Below are 18,017 nucleotides of genomic sequence, written 5' to 3' on the forward strand. Positions count from 1 at the left end.
GGTCCGGAACCGTTGGTTCATATATGTACCGCATGCAATGGACAGAAATCATGGAGCTGCTGCTCCGCCGCCGTGTGGCCGCTTTCCGCGAGAACCACCTCGCCCTCTCCGCCTCGGTGCACGACTGGCGACGGGCCCGAGCCGCCGCCGAGGCCACGGTCCGGCACGCGGTGCGGCGCCGCGAACGCGTGGTCCTGGTCTCGGACGTACTGCGACAGGCCGAGGAGCAGTTCATGCTCCGGCTGTCGCCCCACCTGGCCGCGGTCGTCCTCAGGGAACGGATCGCCGCGCACCACGAGCTGTTGACCGACGCCGCCGACCACTGAGCGCCGGCACCGGCGGACGAACCGACCGCGGCCTGGCCCCGACCGCAGGGGCCGGGCCGACCCGTGGCCCCGGCGCCCGACCCCGCCCCTAGGACTTGCTCTCTCCGCCGCTCCACCAGGTGCGCGCCCGGCCGGTGACATACCCGGTGCCGAGGAGCAGCCCCGCGAGGACCGCTGCGGCGAGACCCACCAGCACGCCCCGGCGCCGCCGGTCGACGGCCTCCTCCGCACGCGCCTGACGCAACGTCCGCCGAAGCAGCAGATCACCGTCCTCCGGCGGACCCTCCAGGAAGAACTCAGGTGGCACCTCACCGAGTTCGGCCTCCAGCGCCTTCAGATCAGCCAGCTCCACTCGGCATACCTCGCACGCCTCGATCTGTTCCTCAAGCCCGGACCGCTCACCGGCATCGAGAAGGCCCAGCACATGCGCGCCGAGAAGCCCGTCATGGGAGTGCTCCCGCGTCGTCACACTGCCACCTTCCGCAACTGAACATCACTGCCCGGCCTGCCCGCATACACCTTGCGCAACGCCTTCAACGCATGATGAGCACGGGACTTGACCGTACCCTCCGGAATACCCAACCGCACCGCCGATCTCCCGATCCCACCCGGCGGGGCGCCGTCAGGCGGCGGGGTCTTCGATAGGCGGTGGCTCCTTGGCGCGGTGCTGGCCCGGCTTGCAGCCCGCGAAGACGCCGGAGGGGTCGCGCAGCGAGTTCATCACCGGGCTCAGGTGGTCCCGGTGCCACATCGCGGGGCCGGTCATCGGGGAGCCGGAGCCGGTGAGGTCCTGCCAGGCCATCCACAGGCCGTACAGCTGCGCTATGGCCTCCATGTGCTCGTACCAGCGGGGGCACCAAGGGGCTGTGGAGGAGATCTCGCGGCCGTAGACGGGGAGCAGCAGGCCATGTACCCAGACCGCGAGATCGGACACCGCCGAACCGAACTCTCCCCCGGACTTGTAGAGGACGAAGGGCGGGGTGTCGGGGGGCGGCGGAGCCTCAGGGAGCGGCGGAGCATCGGAGGGGGGTGGGGCGTCGGAGGGGGGTGGGGCGTCGGGCACGGGTTGCCAGGGCACGGGCTCCTTGCGTTGCGGGTCCATGGGCGCCGAATCCGCCACGCTCGCTTGAGAGGGGTTACCGGTCGACGGGTCGGGCGGGGTGCGCGGATCGGCCCGTGGGACCGGGGCGGTCCGGACCGGCGCGATCGGCGTCGCCAGGTCACCGCCGGACGGGGCCGACGCGGGGGCGGAGCGCACCCAGCCGTCCGTGCGCGCGGCGCCCGGTACCTCGGCGACCGCCGCCGGGTCAGTACTCGATGCCGTCATGGCCCGTCCACTTCTCCGCCGCGCGGCGAGTGATCGCGTCCGCCTCGGCCTTGGCGGCGGCGGAGATGACTTCCGCGCCGGGTTCCTTGAACCAGGGACGGAGCCGGATCATGGCCGGCTTGACGCCGGTGGCCAGGAGGAGGGCGGTCCCCTTGGGAAGGGCGCGGATGCGGTCGGGTGGGAGGATCGGGTCGAGGCGGTACGACGTGGAGCGCGAGGTGCCGTCCTTGCTGCGGGAGACGCTGAGCGTGCTGACCTCCCGCTGGCCCACGAGTCTGGACACCTTGTCGACGAAGTCGGCGTCGTCCAGACCCGCGCCCAGGAGTTTGATGGTGGCGGCGCTCCACAAGGCGTCCATACCGGCCTCTCCCCAGACCCGGCTGCCCTGGCGGTAGCTCTGGAGCAGTGTCACGACGTTGATGCCCCGGGATCCCAAATGGCTGTAGAGGTCGGGGAGATCGGAGATGCGGCAGACGTTCGCGGCCTCGTCGAGCACGGCGGTCATGGGCGGGTCGAGGCGTCCGCCCATACGTTCGGCGGCCATGACCCCGGCGCGCATGGTGCCGTCGGCGATCCCTGCGACGACCCCGGCCGCGGAGCCGCCGCCGTCCTTGGAGAGGAGGTAGAGGGTGTCGCGGGTAAGGACATGGTCGTGCGGGCGGAACTCGGGGAGGTCGGGCTGCGGGGTGACCCAGGCGACGATCTCGGGGTCCAGGAGACAGGACACGCACTGGCGGGCCGTCTCGTAGATGCCGTCGCGGGTCTCGACGGCGCCCCGGACGGTGCCCTGGAGCTGTTCGGCGAAGGCGTGCATGCCCATGTCGCGCAGCAGGTCGATCGGGGTGCGGTCGGCCGGGTCGGCGAGCCAGGCGAGCAGATCGGTGACCTGGCGTTTTCCACCCGCGGCGGCGTGGAAGAGGGCGGTGAGGGTGTTCTGGGCGGCGGAGATCCAGAAGTCCTTCTTCGAGGAGTCGTCGTTGACGGAGGCCACGAAGTGTCCGGCGAGGCGGCGGGCGCCCTCGATGGTCGCGCAGTCGGCGAGCATGTCCCACCACATCTCGCGGGGGGCGTGGGCGATGCCCTGCGGGTCGAACGTCCAGACCCGGCCGACCTCGGTCCGGGCGGCGCGCGTCACGGCGTACACGTCGGACTTGTTGGAAGTGAGCAGGACGGCGCCGCGGGCCCGCAGGACCCGCGGGATGGCGATGCCTGTGGACTTGCCCGCGCGCGGCGCCATGAGGTCCAGCTCCACGTCCTCGAAGGAGGACCGGAGTTCGGGACCGTCGGGATCGAGGTCGCCGAGGAGGTTGCCGGTGTCGTCGGGGTCGAGTTCCTTGCGGCCCTTGAGGGAGGGGCGCAGATCGCGGGCGCGGGCGGCGATGCCGGCGGGGCCGAGCGAGGCCAGTTCGCGGGCACCGGCCAGCCCGGAGGTGGGCCGCTGGTGTCCCCGTACGACGGTGAACAGGGCGACGACGACGGCGGCGACCGCGGCGAAGGCCACCGCGATACCGCTGTACACGGCGAGCGGCGAGGCGCCGGGCCACGCTTTCCGCGTTCCGTGGGAGGCGAGTTCGGCGAAGGTGGACAGGGCGAAGGGGGGCGGGTTCCAGCCCGCGCCGGTCAGCACCGCGCCCGTCGTACCACCGAGCCAGACGGTGGCGGAGAGCAGCAGGGCCACGGCCGCCACGGCGACGATCGCCCAGGGGGCGAGTTCGTTGCCCGTGAGGTGGGGGCGGGCGCTCACGCGGTGCGCCCGGCGTCCGCGGGGCGCGGCGGACTGGCCGCGGCCCAGCGGCTGTTGGTGTCGTGCAGATCGCGTTCGGTCTGGGTGATGGCGACCTTGATGGGGATGCCGGGGCGTCCGCCGACCTTGATGAGGAACCTGCCGCGCCCGGGAGGTTCCTCGTGGCCGCCGGTGACGGCCCAGCCCGGCGGGGAGGACCAGGAGGAGACGAGATCGATCTCTCGCTCCGACAGCCCCACGACACGGCCGAGTTCCTCCATCTCGGTGCGGGGCAGCCCGGCGCAGACGACCATGCCGGCGCGTTCGACGAAGCCGCGCGCCTTGGCCCGGTCGGACTCGCTGCCGAGCGCCTCGGCGTCCTTGAGGGTGTGGGTGATCTTCGCGTCGCCGAGGCCGAGGGAGCGGTTGAGGCGGGTGAGCGCGTCGATGCGGTCCACGATGCCGGAGGCGGCCCGGAGCGGGCGCCACAGTTCGTCGAGGACGGTGAAGTACCAGCGGCGGACCGCGAGTCCGGCGTCGGCGAGGGCGTGCGCGGCGGCTACCGCGCCGAGTCCGTCGGACCAGGCGGCGAGCATGGCGGCGGCGGTGAGCTGGGTGTCGGACTCGCCGATGCGGGAGATGTCGATGCACACGGCGGGCGCGGCCGGGTCGATGCGGGTGGAGGTCGGCGAGGAGAAGGTGTCGCCGAGCGGGCCGTCGAGGATGCCGAGCAGGGAGCGGTGCAGGGGGTCGACGGCATCGCGGTAGCGGGCGTCGTCGCCTCGGTCGAGGGTGACCGCGCGCACCCGGTCGGGACCCTGCTGGAGTACGGCGAGCAGGTCGGGCAGCAGCGGTGCGCGGCCGGTCGGGGTGCGTTCGCGCAGGTGGTGCAGGGCGGCGGCGAGGACGGACTGTTCGTGGTCGTCCATGGAGCGGGTACGGACGACGGAGATGAGCGCGGCGACCATGTTGAGGACGCGGCCGTGCGCCTCGGCGGCCAGGCTCTCCCCGGCCGATCCGCCGAGGCGTTCGGCGGCGGCGCCCATCGCGCCCGGGTCGAGGATGTTGATGCCGCCGACCCCGCGCCCGATGGAGATGACCTGGCCGCCGAGAGCGCGCACGGTGTCGGCGTAGTCGGGCTTGAGGTCACCGAGGACCAGGGGCACGACTCCCGTCGCGGCGAGGCCGATCAGCATCCGGTTGACGAGGGTGGACTTGCCCAGGCCCGGCATGCCGAGCATGAACAGGGACGGGTTGGAGATGTAACGCGCCCTGGTGAACCAGGAGATGGGGTCACCGCACACGGTGGCGCCGGTGCTCAGGTGCTGGCCGAGGGGCACGCCCGTCATCGGGGAGCCGGATCCGGCGGCGAACGGCCAGAGTCCGCAGGCCTGTACGGTCGTGGCGCGCCACATGGTGGGCGGGTCCAGATGGCCGATCTCGCCGCCGCCGGGGCCGGGCCAGCCGCGTGCGCCGGGCAGCCTGACCGACGGCACCTTCGACGCCGGGGAGCGGGGGCCGGTGCTGCTCACAGTGCCTCCTGGAGTGCCTGCGGAACGAGGGTGTGCTCCCAGGGCAGGATGCCGAGGGGGAGGGTGCAGGTGAAGGCCGCGGCCTGCATCCGGTCGGCCGGGCGCAGCGAGAGCCGGGCGGCGGCCTGGAGGTTGCGTACGGTGACGGCGGCGTCGGTGAGCTGCTCCTGGGTGTCGACGGTGACCGTGACCATGAGGGAGAACTCCACGAGCCCGGCGCCGGCGGCCTCCTCGGCGGCGGTCTGCTCGGCGGCGCGCATCTCTGAGGCGGCGCGGGCCTGGACCATGCCTTTGCCGGAGGTCGCCATGAACTGGGCGGCGCGGCGGTCGGCTTCGACGATACGGGCCGAGGTGGCCGGGTCGATCGGCCGGTAGAGCAGGGCGACCCGCTTGCGGCGGGTGTTCGGGGCGGCCTCCAGCAAGCCGCGCAGCACGTTGGAGCTGACGGTGCCGCGCGGGGCGAGGGTGAGCAGCCAGGTACGGGAGATCCCGGAGTCGTGCTGGTAGGCGCCCACGGTCTCGATGGCGGCGGCGGGGCCCGCGTCCTCCCAGACCAGACCGGTCGCGCCGTGGCGGGCGCGGGCGTCGAGGACGTCCCCGGCGATGTCGGGGTCGTAGGCGATGCGGACCACCTCGGCGATGCGCTCGGCGGACAGCGGCGCGGCCGAGCCGCCGCCCGCGCCGACGAGTCCGCTGAGCAGGCCCGGGATGCGCATGGCCAACTCGGTGACGATCTCGGACTGCCGGCGGCGCTGGCCGGGGAGGACACCGTAGGTGAGGGCGATGTAGGTGTTCATCTCGGAGGAGGCGGACGGGTAGCGTTCGACGACCTCGCGCATCACTGCCTTGGCGGCGGCGGGGGCGTCCTCCTTGATCCTCGGCAGCACCTCGTTGGCCAGCCGGGTGCCGGAGTCGGGGGCGGTCTCCACCACGACGCAGGCGCCCTTGAGCTGTGGCTCCTGGGAGAGCCGTGCCAGCCACTGTCCCCAGGCGGCGACCCATACGTCGGTCTGGTCGGGGTCGACGAGCGACCCGCCGTCGGGATCGCAGCCCAGCACGACGGTGTACGTGTCGCGGCCCGGGTGGTGCAGGACGCCGAAGGGCCGGTCGTAGGCGTCGCGGCCCTCGCTCATGGTGAGGCGGCTGAGCAGGCCGGGCGGCAGGAACCGGCCACCGGGGCGGGTGGACAGCGGGCCGCTGACGTAGAGGTGGGAGCCCTTGGAACGGCGCCGCAGCCAGCCGACGCGTAGGCCGAGCAACTGGTAGAGGTTGCGGCCGTCCCGGGTGCGCACCGTGAGCGGCACGATGACCGCGGCGAGCGGGAGCAGGACGAACAGGGCCGCCACGAGGGAGACAAGGGAGACGAGCAGGGTGAGCACCAGCCCGCCGAACACTCCGAACGTACCGAGCAGCCCGAGCGGGCCGAGTCCGGGGCGGCGGGGGCGGCGCCAGTTCCCGTAGGTGGGATGGACAACCGTATCCGTCGACATGGGGATTCCTGGGTTGATGGGGTGGTGGGTCGCTGGGGTGGTGGTGGGTCACTGGGGGGGGTGAGGGCTGGGAGGGCTCCGCGGGTGCGGTGCGGATACGGCGGTGTCGTGGGCCGTGCCGTCGCGGTCGCCGGGGCCGCGCCGCACCCGGGCGGTGTCACCGGCCGGAGCAGCGCCGGGTCATCGGGTGCGGCACCGGTGGGTCACCTGTTGTGACCCCGGTCGCCGTCCGCGCCCTCGACCGCTCCGGCCGCCACGCGGCCGACGAACTGGCCCGCGCTGATCGCGGCGGCAGCGGCGGCGCCCGCCGGTCCGGCAGCCGCGGCGGCGCGCGCTCCGCCCGCCCCCGCGGCTCCGGATCCGCCGGCCGCGCCGGAGGGTCCGGCCATCCCGGAGGGTCCCGCGCCGCCGGACATCCCGCCGGGTGAACCGCCTCCGCCGCCGATGGACTTGGCGCCTGAAGCGAGCCCGCCGACCGCGGCACCGGTGCTGCCCTGGGCGCCGCTGCCCAGCCCGGCCGTGGCCGGGACGATCAGCTTGAGCAGGGCGGGCAGGGCCAGGGCCGACAGGAGCAGAACCCCGATTCCGGCGATCTTCTCGTGGATGCCGCTGTCGCCCTCGTTGGAGAGCATCGCGCTTCCGGCGAAGATGACGAGACCGGCCGCGGACTTGTAGAGCAGCCAGGCGATCATCCAGCCGATGTGCTTGCGCCACCAGCCGCCGCCCCAGTTGGTCATGGACGCGGCGGCGGCCAGCGGCAGGGTGCCCAGCAGGATGATCATGACGCCGAGCCGGACGTAGAGCAGCACGGTCTGCACGATCGCCGCGATGAGCAGCAGAAACGCGAGGATCAGCAGCAGTACCGCCGGGATGCCGTCGCCGCCGCTGCATCCGATGGTCGTGAGCTGCTGCTGGGCGCCGGTGGCGAAGAGATGGTCGGCGTACCGGTCGGAGAGGCTCGCCAGGGCTGTGACGACGGCGGTCGCGCCACCTGCCACCAGGATCACCCGCAGCAGTCCCTTGAGGGCGACGGTGCCCGCCTCACCGCGCCGCTCCAGCGCCATGCGCGCGGCGGCGAAGAGGAGCGAGCCGACGGCGGTGTAGACGACGATCCACTGGGTCTGCCGGCTGACCTGGTCCGCGGTCCCGTCGGAGACGAGGGTGGGGATGCCGGTGGTGAGATCGCCGAAGACCGCGATGGCTCCGGCGAGCACCTTGTTGGCGATGATCTCCAGGATCGTGCCGATGGGGTCACCGAGGAAGTCGAAGAAGCCCTTGATGACGTCGCCGGGGCCGCTGCCCGTTTCGCAGGCCATGTCACACCTTCCAGAGCACGTAGCCGTCGGTGCCGCCCGCCGAGGTCAGTTCGGTGTGCAGTCCTCCGTCGTTGGCGGGCAGGACCTTCCAGTCGCCGCCGCTCCACCGCAGCCGGACCGAGGTGCTGAAGTACGGCCCGTCCGCGCTTTTGATCAGTACGTCGACGGTGGCGTCGTCGGAGCCGTAGTCGGCGAGCAGGAATCCGGCGTAACTGCCGTTCTTGCGGGTTTTGAGGCGGGCGTCCGAGAGCGAGCCGCGCTGGGAGACGAACAGGTCGCGGCCGAACCCGGCCACCACCTGGTCCCGGGTCACCTCGCGCCAGTCGGACGACGTCATCTGAGCGGGGATGACATGGGCGGCTAGGACCGCGCCCATGGGAGTGTGGGCGAAGCACCACCGCACCGGTCCGGTCCTCTGGGTGGGACCGGCGGCGGCCGAGACGGGTACACGGGTGCCACCGAGGGTGCGCCAGCGCAGGTCGGCGGGCGGCGCCCCGGGATCGGCGCGGTCACCGTCGTCGGTGGCGCAGCCCGTGGGGCGGCCCGTGGAGTCCGCGGCGCCCCGGGTCAACGGTCCTGCCGCGGAGGCGGTTTCGAGCGGCGGCGGGGTGTCGGGGCGGGTGATGAGGGCGAGCAGCGAGAGGGCGAGGGCCGCCGCGAGGAATCCGGCGGCGAGCAGCCGGCCCCGCTGCTTCCAGAAGGGTGCCGCGAACGGATCCGCGCCGTCGTGGCGGGCGGGAGCGGGAAGGGGGGTGAGCGGGGTGGGTGGAGGGCCGCCGTCGGTCGAGGGGCCGCCGTTCGCGTCGGCGACCGGCGCTCCCTGGGGGTCGGGTGCTCCGCCGGGATCGGGTGGGGTGGACATGGTGTGGTGCCCTCGCCGATTCAGTTGAAGACGAACTGGACGAGAGGGCCGGCGGTGGCGACCAGGACACAGCCGCCCAGCACCATGCCGAGTCGGCTCATGTGCTCCGAACTCTCGCCGCGCTTGACGGAGATCGCCATCATCGCGCCGGTCACCAGCACGCCGGCCACCCCGGCCGCGGTACCCGCCCAGGCGGCGATGCCGAGCACGAGGTCGATCTTGTCGGTGAGGGCGGCGGGTGCCTGGCGCTGCGGGTCGGGAACGGCGGCGGCGAGAAAGGTGAGCATGACGGATCTCCTGATGGATGGAGGTGAGGATGCGAAGGGGAAGGAGGGAGTGGCAGACGGCTCGGGGTGGCCCGGGGACCGTGCTCAGAGCCCCAGGGGGCCGAGGAACTGCACGATCGGTCCGGCGGTCGCGGCGAGCACGCAGCCGGCGAGCACGAAGAAGAGACCTCGCATGTAGGTGGCGCCCTCGCCGGGTTCGCCTCGACGCAGCTGGAGGGCCATGAGCATGCCGGTGAGCAGGACGCCCGCGACACCGGCGGCGGAGGCGCACCAGGCAAGGACGCCGAGGAGGAAGTCGGCGTCGGCGCCGGGGTCGAAGGTGGCGGCGAGGACCTCGTGGGTGGCGGTGGCGCGGGGCATGGTCCGTCCTAGGGTTCGGGTCAGGGGGCTGGGGCCGGGATGGCGAGCGGTGTTCTCACCGGGGCCGGGTCCTTCGACGGCGAGCGGTGCGTGAAGCCCTCAGCGGGGTGGGGTGGTCTCGGGGCGCGACGGGATGAACCCCGCGAGCTCCACGATCGAGCGGGGCGCCTTGGGGGCGGACTTGCCCACCCGCCACTGCGGGATCCAGGGCACACTGAAGGTGCGCACGGCGGCGCGCAACACCCTGACCCGGCGCCACAGTTCGGGCGGCAGACGACCTGGTGCGTCGGCCACCAGGACGAGCGCCACCAGCCGTATCCCGGCGGGGTGCCGGCCCGTGCGCAGTGAGTCCAGCGCCTTGGAGGCGGCTTGGAGCCCGGCCAGATGGGTCCGGGCCAGCAGCACGATGTCGCCTGGTTCGCCCTGGTCCACCTCCGGCCACGCATGACCGATGTCCGTCCCGCCGAGCGCTCCCGCGAACGTGGTCGCGCCCGCGCCGCCGTGCGCGCCGACCCAGCTGATGCCCGCGGTGGGCGGGGGCGAGACCCGGACAGCGGGCGGCGGGGCGTTCCGGATCGAGGGGGGCAGGGTGAGGACGGAGGTGGGTGAGGCGTCCTCCCGGCCGGGCGCCGGCGGGGCCTCCTGGGCCGGAGCGGCCGGCGCGGTCGCGGCGGGCGGACTCGGTCGGTCCACGGGGGCCGGGGTGTCGGTCCTCGACGCCGGGCGCACGAACGGCCGTTGCTCGGGCTCAGGCTGACGATCCCTCACCGGGCCGCGGACCCAGGGGTCCGTCGGGGGGGTGGCGGCCGTGGCGGTCATCGGGTCCCTCTTCCTTCTTCCGCTCGGGGTGTTTCCGGGCACGCCGGACCGGATCGGTGACGGCGATCCGGGGAGCCCGAGGACCTGTGCGGACGTACGGCGTCCTGCCCGTGGCGGCGAGGGCCGGGGGCCGGGTTCAGTCGTCCGGCGCGGCCGTCGGGCCGAGGTGCCGGGCTTCGGAGGTGTCCGGAGGAGAGCTTTTCGCCTCCGGACACCTCCCTACGACAGCCACCTACGGCCGAAGTCCCGCGGACAGTTCACTCCCGGATCCGATTGATCGGAATTGAACCGCCCGGGCGGTCCGGGCCGTTGCCGAACACGAACGGATCCGCTCCCCGCGCCCGAGGCCGGGGCGCGTGCCGGATCCGGCCGCACGAAGCAGCACAGGCAAGACCGTCGGGAGAGGTGGCAGCGGTGAGCGGGAACGCGGGAGACAGCGGAGGAGGCCTCGGCGCCGAGGGCGTGGGGACCGCCGTGAAGGCTGGTGCGGCCGTGGGCGGTCTGGGGTGCCTGTTGTCCCCCGTCGCCATGGCCGTGGCGATCTCCTCCGTGTTCGTGATCGGCGGCTTCGGAGTGCTGTTCGCGCCACTGATCGCGTTGATCCTCTTCTTCACCGGCGGAGGTGACGGGGGCGGCGATGCCGGTGAGCGGCCCGACCCCGACCGGATCGCCGGGATCATCCAGGGCGACGGGAGCGGTGAGTTCGACCCGAAGTCGGTTCCGGAGGGCATGGCCGACCCCATCGCCGAGGCGGGCGCGCTCTGCGCCGACATCGGTCCGGTGGTCATCGCCGCCCAGATCGACCAGGAGTCCGGCTTCCAGAGCAACCGGACCGGCCCCGACGGCGAGCGGGGGGTGTCGCAACTGCCGCCCGACGTGTTCACCCGGCTGGGCGAGGACGACGACGACAACGGCGAGACTTCAGCGCTGGACGCGGCCGACTCGGTCCTGGCCCAGGGCCGCTTCATGTGTGAACTGGCGGAGAAGGTACGGCCGGCGGTGGGTCCGGAACCGCTCAGCGATCTGGTGAGCCTGACCCTGGCGGCCTACGACGCCGGTCCGGAGGCCGTGCTGGAGGCCGGCCGTGTTCCCCGGACCAACGCCTCCCAGCAGTACGTGATGGCGATCCGGGCCAAGTTCGCGATCTACGAGGGCGCGGTGCCCGCGTCCCCGCCCGCCCAAGACACCGAAGGACAGTGAGAGCCATGTACCAACTGGACCGGCGTGACGCGAAGAACGCGCAGTCCGACCCCGGCGCCGACGTGGGCCGGGGTGACCGGCTCTACGAGCGGCCATGCCCTGTCTTCATCTCCACCGACGGCGCCGTGACGGTCGACGGAGAGGTCATCGCGACGGCTGCCTCGGGCGACGCCGCGCAGGCCGTCGTGCTCGACCGTCTGCACCAGCGGGCGCTGGACCGGGCGGCGCCGGTGCAAGCGTCGATCCTGGACCAGCGGCGGCGCCTCGTGCTGCGCATCCGGGTGCGGGAGGACGGCGCGAGCGAACTGCTGGAGGATCCGCTGCCGCTGGATGCCGCCGACGAGACCCAGGCGCCCACGGCGGCGCAGCCTCCCACGGCGACCCCAGCTGCCGTACCGGCCGTACCTTCACCGCAGGACGGGCCCGGCGCGGGTACGGCTACGGGTTCGAGTTCGAGTTCGAGTTCGGCCACGAGTACGAGGCCGGCGAGAGACGTGGGGCACGGCCCGTACCAGGAGTACGACACCTCCGTACTGCCCATGGTCAGGAGGCCCACGCCGGGTCCTGGTGCACGGCCCGTCCCAACCCCGAGCGCATTCCCGGCTCCGGCTCCGGGACCGGGACCGGGACCGGTCACCGTTCCGGAAGAACTGGTCGCCGGGGTGGCGCTGGTCTGCGAGACCGTCACAAGCGGTGAGTTGACGCTGGCCAAAGCCCAGGCGGCGGCGCTGGAACGGCAGGCGGCTCATAGCTTCGGGCCGGATCACCTCTACACGCTGGAGGCCCGCGCGCTCGAAGCCTATGTGGCCCATCTGATGGGTGAGCACGCCGCGGCGATCACGCTCTCGCTCCAGGTGGCCGCGCTACGGCACCGGCAGGGCGACGACCGGGCCCGCGAGGACATCGAACGTGCTCTGGCGAGCTGGGAGTTGCTGGCGACACCGATCGCCGCCGTGCCGCTCGGGAAGCGGTTGCTGCCACTGTGGAACCGGATCAGCGGAGCCGACGGCACCGAGCGCTACGCGGCGGCCGAGCGGCGTCTGTCGACGCTTGCCCAGGTGACTCCGCCCGCGTTCGCGGCGTCCCTGGAAAAAATTCTTTGAACTGCCCGTCGGCTGTTCACGTTGTGAGGCATGAAGTCATCGCCGGTTTATCCGAAGCGGCTTCGTCAAGGAAACAAAAATCCACACACTTGAGGAAACAGAAATGACTCAGGCCCGAATGGCGGCGTACACGGCGGCACTTCTGGTGGCCTCTTTCGGACTCATGGCCTGCGGGGCGGAGAAGTCCGACAAGGGTGCCGACAAGCCCTCGAAGAAGTCCGACCTGGCGGCGCTGAGCGGTGAGCAGCGCACGGTCTCGGAACAGCCGATCCCCCTGCCGGCGTTCGAGGACAACCCCAACCCGCAGGGTGAGTTCAAGGTCGAGATCTGCGAGCACACAGGTTTCGAGCGCTGCGCATCTGTGCCGGTGGCCACGGCCAATGCTGGTCTGCGGAACGACAAGACCAGCTCGATCCGGAACGACAACAATTTCAGCATCACCTTCTACTCCGAGAATGACTTCGCGGGCGCGTCCATCACGATCAAGCCCCATGAGTCCATCGACAACCTCAGCACCCCGCAGTCCCCGGTCGAGTTGAACGACAAGATCAGTTCGTGGCAGCCGCAGGTGGCCGGGCGGGCGACGGAGCGGGCAGTGGTCAGCGTCTGCACGGAACCCGAGTTGCGCGGTGAGTGCCAGGACCTGCCCATCCTCAAGGCCGGCACCGAACTGAACGACAAGATCAGCTCGATCCAGAATCTCAGCGACCTCGACCTCGTTTTCTACGTCGACAAGAACTACCGGGGCGCGGCGATCAAGATGCCCTCGCGGACCTATCTGCCGAATCTGAATCCGGAGGGTCCGAACAACGGGATCGACGAGAAGATCTCGTCCTGGCAGCCCGAGGCTAGCGACAACATCGCACCGAAGTATCCGAACTGAGCCTCGACGTCCGGAGATTCCCGTGGAGTATTTCAGGCAGCCGCTCCGGCCCGATCTCTTGGCCGACCGCGACGAGAGCGAGGAACCGGATGTCGATCCGGACGCGGATTTCCAGGCCGACGCGGACTTCGGGGCACCGGAGCGGTCGCGCTTTCGCCTGCGTGTCCCGCGATTCACCAGAATGCCCCGGCTTCGGAGAGAGCCACGCTTTCGCGCCGAGCCGCCTCTTCCCGGTGTCGCGCGTTCCTCCGGTTCTGCTGCGATCCTGTTCGGTCTCGACCGGAAGACCCTGGCGATCATCGGTGTCGGCTTTCTTCTCGTCGTCGGATCGGTGGCCGCGTTCGCCCTGTCGGGCGGGGAGCGGACCACCGCCGGGGATGCGCCGCCCCTGTCGACCGTCACCACCTTCCCGGCGTTTCCGACCGCGAGCGTCATGCCTCCTGCCGACGCCGACGAGCAGCCCGACGGCGGGGTGATCCTGGCGCCGGAGCTGACAGGGAACGAGGACGCGGACTCCGAGCCGGGTGGCGACCCGGACCCGGTCGCGGCGCCGCCGGACTCCGACGCGGACCCGGACTCGGACTCGGATACGCCCGAACCGTCGCCGAGTGCGGGGCAGCCCCGGAACTCGGGGTCGGGGTCGGGTCGGGTGGCCGGCGCGGCGACCGCGCCGGTCAAGGGATATGTGATCACCTCCGCCTACGCCCAGGCAGGGAACTGGACCACGGGTCATCACACGGGGGTCGACCTGGCGGTGCGGGTCGGCACTCCCGTGGCGGCGATGCTGCCGGGGACGGTGCTCATGTCGGCCACCGACGCGAGTTACGGCAACTACGTGCTGATCCGGCACGCCGAGCACGAGTACAGCCTGTACGCCCATCTCTCCCGGCTGGACGTACGACAGGGGGCGACCGTGTCCGCCGGGCACCGGATCGGGCTGTCCGGGGCCACCGGCAATGTGACCGGTCCTCATCTCCACTTCGAGGTTCGGACGGAACCCGTCTTCGGCTCGGACATCGACCCGGTCGCCTATCTGGCGCATCACGGTGTGCGGCTCTGACCTCCCTGTCCGTCACCACACCCCACATTCGTCACGGTTGAGTAACGCGGGGTTCTTTTTAGAACTCCACCCGCCACGGCAGCCGTGTTGCGGATGTCAACCGATCTGAAAAGACCAGAACTTTCAGTACCACTTTCTCTCGGGGGTTCTCCCATGTATCGCACTCGTATGGCCACCGTTGCGGCGACCGTAATGGCCGGTGCCCTTCTCCTCACCGCTTGCGGCGGCGGGGACGAGGGGGCGGTGAAGGATTCGGAAACGTCGATCGCGGCGGACGAGGTGAGTTTCAAGGACGGTACGGCGGAGCAGAACAAGGCCGATCTCAGCACGGGTGACTTCGCCGCCAACGCGGCACCCGCGAAGCAGTCCAAGCAGTCGAGTCCCGTCATCCGCAACTGGGTGCAGCTGTCGGCTGCTTCGGCGGGCGATCTGGATCCCGTGGTGACGAACGCCGCAGGTTTCGTTCTCTACCGGTTCGACAAGGACGAGCCGTCGAAGTCCAACTGCTTCGACGAGTGCGAGAAGACCTGGCCGCCCTATCTCGTCAAGCCCGGGGGCAAGGTGTTCATCGACGGCATCAAGAAGTCCGACGTCGGTTTCATCCAGCGGGGCAAGGGCTTCCAGCTCACCCTCGGCAAGGCTCCGATCTACCTCTTCAGCAAGGACACCGCCCCCGGTGACACCAACGGCCAGGGCGTCGGCGGCACCTGGTTCGGCGTGACCCCCGACGGTCAGCGCGCAGGCCAGGACGGCGGCAGTGCGCCCGAGCCCGAGATCGAGGAGAACGGCACCGGCGGAAGCGGCTCGGCCGGCGGCGGGGCCAAGGAACTGGTCGAGCGCTCCGTGGACGGTCGGTACAAGTTCGCCGACGACCCGGACGACTCCGAGAGCGCGGTCGGCACCGTCTCCGGGCGGGGCTGCAAGAACACCTCCCTGGGTGGCGCCATCTCCTCGATCAGCCCGGACGACGACCAGTCGGCCGGCAAGCCGATCAAGCTCTGGGACGGCCCCGACTGCACCGGAAAGTCCCTTCTTCTGGAGCGCGGTGTCTCGGCGAACCTCGCCGCGGAGGACTTCGACAACCGGACCCGCTCCGTCTTCATCGGCGAGTTCAGCACCGAGTGACCGGTCGGTGATCCCTGATATCCCCCTCTGCCGCGGGCACTGACCGCAGGCCAGGCCATCTCCGTCGAGGCACTCCCTCCCCGACGGAGATGGCCGCTCGCGGTTGCACCGGAAGCGGGGCCGCGCGACGGCGAGGCCGACCGGAGACGGGAGGCGGGGCAGCGACAGGAACGCGACCGGTTCACGGAAGAACGCCGCACGGTGGACAGCCGCACGGCGCAGGAACGGCACAGGAAGGCAGGGCAACCACGTGAGGGGAAACGCGATGAAGGGGCCCGACGGCAGGGCCGGAAGGCCGTGGGGAGTCCTGCTGTGGGTGACAGCGGCCCTGCTGTTCACACTCACCGGCTGCCAGGGTCCGCCCGCCGAGGTCCCGGGCAATGTCGGTGAGTTCACCGAGCCGAAGACCTGGTCGTCGTCGGACATGGCCGAGGCCACCCCCTACGACATGGCGATGCCGGACAAGGCCGACATCGACCCGCGGGTGTCCGACCCGGAGCCGGAGGGCGTTCCGGCGGAGCCCGAGCAGGCGCCCTACGTCGAGAACGCGGCCGTCCTGGGCAAGGTGTTCTTCAACACCCCCGGGGGTCGCAGGGTCTGCTCCGGGACCGCGGTGACGGACCCCGCGGACCCCGGTGCGTCGAGCCTGGTGTGGACCGCGGGCCACTGCGTGCACACCGGCCGGACCGGCGTCTTCTACCGGAACATCGTGTTCGTGCCGTCGTACAACAACAAGGCGCTGCCCGGGGTGAGCAGCGCGGACACAGAGACGCGGGAGATCTCGCCGCTGGGCGTCTGGTGGGCGGACCGGGCGTCCGTCTCCACCGGCTGGGCCCGGGAGGGCGAGGAGATCGGCGGGGCGGGCGCGGCCTACGACTACGCGGTCCTGCACGTCCGTCGCTCGGGCGATCCCACAGCGTCCCTGGAGGAGGCAATCGGGTACGCGATACCGGTGGCGCTCGACGCGCCGGCCATCACCAGGATCCCCACGCTCAAGATCTGGGGCTACCCGGCGGAGACCCCGTTCGACGGCAATCTGCTCTTCTCCTGCCAGGACCGGCCCGGCAGGCTGTCCATCGCCGAGAAGGACCCGACGCTGTACCGGATCGGCTGCACGATGAACGGCGGTGCGTCAGGCGGCGGTTGGTTCATGGGCCGGGACGACGGCACGCTGGTGCTCGTCAGCAACACTTCGGTGGGCCCGAGCAGTACGCAATGGCTCGCGGGTCCCCGCCTGGGCGCCGAAGCGGAGAAACTGCTCACCACCGTCGGCGCGGACGCGGACACGGGCTGAGTTCCACCCCTCATAAGCCCGCAATCAGCGAAACAGAATCTTTCTTCGACGGCCCTCCGAAAATCCCGGAGGTATGCGGTTCCGAATACAGCAACGCAGGAACGTGGCGATCGGTTCAATAGGAATGCGGGCCGGATCCATTGAACTGTCGGCGTATTCATCGGCGTAGTGGAGAGTGAAGGAGCTCGGCCGGCAGGGACACGATCTACCGAGACGTTTCCACCGGCCGGCTCAATGCCGCACCAGATCTTCCACACCGAAGGAGTTCGATTCACATGCCGCATGCGTCAAATTCCGATCCTCAACGGCCTCAGGCCAGTTCTTCGGGTCCTCGGCCCGGATCGCTCTGGGCCATGGCCCAGGCGGTACAGGCAACCGTCCAGCTGCGGGGACAGGCTCCGGGCGGACCGGGCGAGCCGCGCAGGGAGGCCGCGCAGCACATCGACAACGTCCTGCGTCAGCACGGCGCGTACGGAGAGCCGACCGTCGGACGGGACGTGAGCGAGACCATCAGGGGCATCAGGACCGTCGCCGGCGAGGGCGGATCCCACAGCGTCCAGGAGGCGTTCATGGATCCCGCTCTGACCCCGGCCTACCTCGCGAGGAAGAGCGACCGCGCCGCAGCCGATGCGGGGCACCGCGCAGTCGCCACGGGGGAGAGGGCGGGGTACTGGGTGCCGGAGCACGGGGCGCGGCCGAGCCCGGCTACCCGAGCCGCCGTGGGCGTCCACGAGGAGACCCGGGTGAGGCTCCAGAAGATGGTGGGCGGAGCAGTCGACTTCGCGGAGAGCGCGCACGCGCACTCCGCCGGCCAGCACGACCAGTTCTGGGGCCACGGCGGCCCTGCGTCAGCGCTTCCTCCCGCGCCCACGCGCACCCAGCGGCCTCCCACCCAGGAAGAGGTCAACGCGTACTACGCCGCCCAGCGGCAACAGCAGCAACAGCGCGGGCCTCAGCAGCAGCGATGAGCTGATCACCCACGCGGCCGGGCCCGGAGCGTGGTGGGTTCCCGAGCCCGGCACCGCCACCTGCAAAAAGGGTGGCGATGCCGGGCTCAGCCGTGTGGTGCGGAGTGCAAGGGCCGGGCCGCGCAGGACGGCACGATTCCGCCCTGCTCGGACCCGGACCCGGACCCGGACCCGGCCCCGGCGACGCTCAGCCGGTCAGGAACGTGCTCCTCTGCCCGGTGCACCATGAGGTGCGGTGACCACCGGCATGCCGTACGGATAGGCGTACGCGTACTGCGGCCGGCTGTGGCTCGGCGCCGGTGCCACCGGACGGGACGACGCCGGGTAGGCCACCGGGTACGC

Annotated in this window: 18 protein-coding genes; 8 read left to right on the forward strand and 10 right to left on the reverse strand. The window is 71.4% G+C overall.

From position 1 onward, the window contains the following. Positions 1-32 precede the first annotated feature (32 nt). Positions 33-326 (forward strand): hypothetical protein, encoded by a 294-nt coding sequence (locus ACZ60E_RS16610; protein WP_469441088.1) that lies wholly within the window; start codon positions 33-35, stop codon positions 324-326. An 88-nt stretch (positions 327-414) separates the two neighbouring features. Here the strand turns inward: ACZ60E_RS16610 and ACZ60E_RS16615 are convergent, their stop codons facing one another. The 10 genes from ACZ60E_RS16615 to ACZ60E_RS16660 form a co-directional block, all read right to left on the reverse strand. Then, positions 415-795 carry a hypothetical protein gene (locus tag ACZ60E_RS16615; RefSeq protein WP_469441090.1) on the reverse strand — a complete coding sequence of 127 codons (381 nt, stop codon included), beginning with the start codon at positions 793-795 and terminating at the stop codon, positions 415-417. Positions 796-948: 153 nt separating this feature from the next. Next, positions 949-1,653 carry a DUF4913 domain-containing protein gene (locus ACZ60E_RS16620; RefSeq protein ID WP_469441092.1) on the reverse strand — a complete coding sequence of 235 codons (705 nt, stop codon included), beginning with the start codon at positions 1,651-1,653 and terminating at the stop codon, positions 949-951. Further along, a complete protein-coding gene (locus tag ACZ60E_RS16625; protein ID WP_469441094.1) occupies positions 1,634-3,397 on the reverse strand; it encodes a type IV secretory system conjugative DNA transfer family protein in 1,764 nt (587 codons plus the stop codon). Before ACZ60E_RS16625 ends, ACZ60E_RS16620 begins: the two co-directional genes overlap by 20 nt. After that, complete coding sequence (locus tag ACZ60E_RS16630; protein WP_469441222.1) at positions 3,394-4,872, reverse strand: ATP/GTP-binding protein; 1,479 nt, start codon at positions 4,870-4,872, stop codon at positions 3,394-3,396. The genes ACZ60E_RS16625 and ACZ60E_RS16630 overlap by 4 nt, the downstream gene beginning before the upstream one ends. Positions 4,873-4,904: 32 nt before the next feature. Then, positions 4,905-6,398: an SCO6880 family protein gene (locus ACZ60E_RS16635; RefSeq protein WP_469441096.1), complete on the reverse strand. Its 1,494-nt coding sequence runs from the start codon at positions 6,396-6,398 to the stop codon at positions 4,905-4,907. A gap of 203 nt (positions 6,399-6,601) precedes the next feature. Continuing rightward, entirely contained in the window at positions 6,602-7,714 is a 1,113-nt protein-coding gene (locus tag ACZ60E_RS16640) for a hypothetical protein (protein ID WP_469441097.1), read from the reverse strand. Between the two features lies 1 nt (position 7,715). Beyond that, complete coding sequence (locus ACZ60E_RS16645; RefSeq protein WP_469441099.1) at positions 7,716-8,576, reverse strand: DUF8175 domain-containg protein; 861 nt, start codon at positions 8,574-8,576, stop codon at positions 7,716-7,718. 20 nt (positions 8,577-8,596) lie between these two features. Further along, positions 8,597-8,863: a hypothetical protein gene (locus ACZ60E_RS16650; RefSeq protein ID WP_385830821.1), complete on the reverse strand. Its 267-nt coding sequence runs from the start codon at positions 8,861-8,863 to the stop codon at positions 8,597-8,599. Positions 8,864-8,947: 84 nt separating this feature from the next. Beyond that, a complete protein-coding gene (locus tag ACZ60E_RS16655; protein ID WP_469441101.1) occupies positions 8,948-9,223 on the reverse strand; it encodes a hypothetical protein in 276 nt (91 codons plus the stop codon). Between the two features lie 99 nt (positions 9,224-9,322). Continuing rightward, positions 9,323-9,916, reverse strand: a complete 594-nt coding sequence (locus ACZ60E_RS16660) for a DUF6668 family protein (RefSeq protein WP_469441103.1) — start codon at positions 9,914-9,916, stop codon at positions 9,323-9,325. Between the two features lie 540 nt (positions 9,917-10,456). Between ACZ60E_RS16660 and ACZ60E_RS16665 the strand changes: the two genes are divergently transcribed. From ACZ60E_RS16665 to ACZ60E_RS16695, 7 genes are all read left to right on the forward strand, one after another. After that, the gene (locus tag ACZ60E_RS16665; protein WP_469441105.1) at positions 10,457-11,242 is read left to right on the forward strand and encodes a lytic transglycosylase domain-containing protein; all 786 of its coding nucleotides are present in this window, start codon (positions 10,457-10,459) and stop codon (positions 11,240-11,242) included. A 5-nt stretch (positions 11,243-11,247) separates the two neighbouring features. Continuing rightward, positions 11,248-12,345: a hypothetical protein gene (locus ACZ60E_RS16670; protein ID WP_469441107.1), complete on the forward strand. Its 1,098-nt coding sequence runs from the start codon at positions 11,248-11,250 to the stop codon at positions 12,343-12,345. Positions 12,346-12,448: 103 nt separating this feature from the next. Further along, positions 12,449-13,228 carry a hypothetical protein gene (locus ACZ60E_RS16675; protein ID WP_469441110.1) on the forward strand — a complete coding sequence of 260 codons (780 nt, stop codon included), beginning with the start codon at positions 12,449-12,451 and terminating at the stop codon, positions 13,226-13,228. A gap of 22 nt (positions 13,229-13,250) precedes the next feature. After that, positions 13,251-14,288, forward strand: coding sequence for a M23 family metallopeptidase (locus tag ACZ60E_RS16680; RefSeq protein WP_469441112.1), 1,038 nt, complete (start codon positions 13,251-13,253; stop codon positions 14,286-14,288). A gap of 243 nt (positions 14,289-14,531) precedes the next feature. Next, on the forward strand, positions 14,532-15,413 hold the full coding sequence (locus ACZ60E_RS16685; RefSeq protein WP_469441114.1) for a hypothetical protein: 882 nt from the start codon (positions 14,532-14,534) through the stop codon (positions 15,411-15,413). A 265-nt stretch (positions 15,414-15,678) separates the two neighbouring features. Then, complete coding sequence (locus ACZ60E_RS16690; RefSeq protein WP_469441116.1) at positions 15,679-16,707, forward strand: trypsin-like serine peptidase; 1,029 nt, start codon at positions 15,679-15,681, stop codon at positions 16,705-16,707. Positions 16,708-17,060: 353 nt separating this feature from the next. Next, positions 17,061-17,675 carry a hypothetical protein gene (locus ACZ60E_RS16695; protein WP_469441118.1) on the forward strand — a complete coding sequence of 205 codons (615 nt, stop codon included), beginning with the start codon at positions 17,061-17,063 and terminating at the stop codon, positions 17,673-17,675. The last annotated feature ends 342 nt before the right edge of the window (positions 17,676-18,017 follow it).

Source organism: Streptomyces sp. NPDC102514, assembly GCF_055584525.1.